The following is a 2,383-nucleotide window of genomic DNA, read 5'->3' on the forward strand; positions in this document are numbered from 1 at the left end:
TGCATATTCACTAGCATCATGTTTTGAATGAACAAGTATCGTCATATTCCCCGAAGGATTATACTTAGAAAATTCTATAACCTGCCGATTCATACGACACTCCTTTAGATGTATTTTTAGAGCCTCTGTAATTTTAATTACTAGAGGCTCTTATGCAGTTGTTGCGAAGCAAACAACTGTATTCCTCTAAACCTGTAATTTTTTAGAAGATGAACCTAATAGCTCTATCTAGTAGGTAAGTCATGCTAATTCGCAAAAGCGAAAACCATGGCTCTTATGCAGTTGTTGCGAAGCAAGCAACTGTATTCCTCTAAACCTGTAATTTTTAATAGAAGATGAACCTAATAGTTTCCCATCTATTAGGTAAGTCATGCTAACCCGCAAAGTGGAAAGCATGACTTAGTAATCGGTTGTTGTATCAACATGCAACCGTAAACCTTATTTAAAGTTGCTTCTTGTGGCTCTACAAGCGAATGCAGTTGTCCGTTAACTACATTCACTTAGATGCTTTTACTGTTTTCACCTCAACTAAAACTTCAAAAAAGTTGCAGAAAACAAATCGTAACTATTACGATTTGATTATATACTATATTAGTTGAGAATCATTGTCAATAAAGGTTGTAAATGAATGCACATTTATATTTTGATAATCCTTCCATAAACATCGTATTCTCAGCACATTCAAGTCTTTTTGAAAATTTTTATCAATAATTGAATAGAAGTTCCGTTCTCGTCAGTTCAAAATTTTACGTAAGTTGTCTCTGCGTATTGCTTTAGTGAGAATAACCCACACTTGTGGAAACGTCCTTTTGTTAATCTACAATGGATCCCCTTGTCTTTCGCTAACATTTCCTATCACCAATCCTGTAACGAATTTTCATCGTCAAGTTGTTGCCCATGCAATGCGCACCAAAAAAAGCTTTGTACAATTTCGTACAAAGCTTTAAAAATTCAAATAAAAATATCATTATTTTAATGAACTAGCCATATCAGATTTTATTTCGTTTGCTAATACTTGTAATTCAGGGAAATAATTATTAGCAAAGCCAATTATTATTTTATTTTTTACAAACGTGTTAATATCTCGATCTTCTGGAATCGTATTTTCTATTAAATTCAAAAGCTCACTATGACTTATGTTCTCTATACTTACTGTATTTAAATATTTTAAAATCGCAAGATACAATTCATCAAATACTTCATGTTCAAAATCAAAGTCCAATAATAATAAACTAACGGAATTAGTTTCTAACTGATTATCTCCAATTTTATCTGCAATCTCTCTTATAGCTTGATATAGCAATCTAAAACTTTCTTTTTCTTTTAACATAAAATTCTCCTTAATTTATTAGAATAGACAAAATACAGCTTATTTTAAAGATACTCCAAAAGTTTGAACTCGAGATTCTGATAAATTAGATGCACGACCTACAATACGTTAAAACAAGCTTTAAGCAATACACTTCAAATGAACAATATGTGATTTTCAAAGATTAATTAATCTCGGCTTTAAATGTCTTTCATTGCGACAATATGCATACATTGCCTACTTCATGCCAAATTCTTTTCCACTGGATATCGATTTTAAATAATTATTCCAATGTCCGCTTCCACGAATCATCACTCAACATCTCGCCAGGCCATGTGTAAGCCATAACACCACCGTCAATACGAATTGTTTCACCTGTAATAAATGAACTCTCATCAGATGCTAAAAAGACAACGAGCTTGCCTACTTCTTCTGGTTTACCTAAACGTCCCAGCGGTGTCATCCATTTCTGATTTTCTCTGAATGCTTTGCCTTCCTTATCTTCACTCGTACCTGTCAGTTTATCTACTAACGGGGTTTCAATCGTACCTGGTGCAATCGCATTAGCTCGAATGCCATCTCTACCATATTCGATTGCAATGGATTTCGTAAAATTAATCACTGCCCCTTTCGCAGCATTATATCCTGAGCGATACAAATCTGCTGCCTGTCCTGAAAATGAAGATGTGTTAACAATAGAGCCACCTTTAGTCATCATTAAAGGTAACATCATTTTCGTCATCAAAAATGTTCCACGCATATCTACATTCATAATCTTGTCATATACATCTGTTGGATACTCATGAATTCTACCAGCCGCATTATCCACACCGGCATTATTAAATAACACATCAACATGCCCAATCTGTTCTCTAATTTCTGATGCAAAATTGTCAATTTGTTGTTCGCTTGCTATATCCACAATATAAGCCTTTGCTTTGTCACCATTACTTTTAATTTTATCGACAGTCTCCGATACCGCTTCAGCTATGTCTACCGCCAATACATACGCACCTTCTTGAGCTAAAGCGATTGCAGAAGCTTGTCCGATACCTGTACTTGCTCCTGTTACGA

At 34.4% G+C, this 2,383-nt stretch carries 2 protein-coding genes and 1 pseudogene; all 3 read right to left on the reverse strand.

Going from position 1 to position 2,383, the window contains the following annotated elements:
- Positions 1–93, reverse strand: a pseudogene (locus IDG60_RS11175) (histidine racemase CntK); the annotation flags it as partial.
- A gap of 874 nt (positions 94–967) precedes the next feature.
- Positions 968–1,330: a hypothetical protein gene (locus IDG60_RS11180; RefSeq protein ID WP_000910576.1), complete on the reverse strand. Its 363-nt coding sequence runs from the start codon at positions 1,328–1,330 to the stop codon at positions 968–970.
- A gap of 262 nt (positions 1,331–1,592) precedes the next feature.
- On the reverse strand, positions 1,593–2,383 hold a 791-nt coding region (locus IDG60_RS11185; RefSeq protein WP_206160700.1), incomplete at its 5' end, for an SDR family oxidoreductase.

The organism is Staphylococcus sp. EG-SA-2, from assembly GCF_017152085.1.

Bases quoted from the DNA above. Each gene is read 5' to 3' on its own strand.
- IDG60_RS11180 (WP_000910576.1), bottom strand. From the start codon at position 1,330: ATGTTAAAAGAAAAAGAAAGTTTTAGATTGCTATATCAAGCTATAAGA.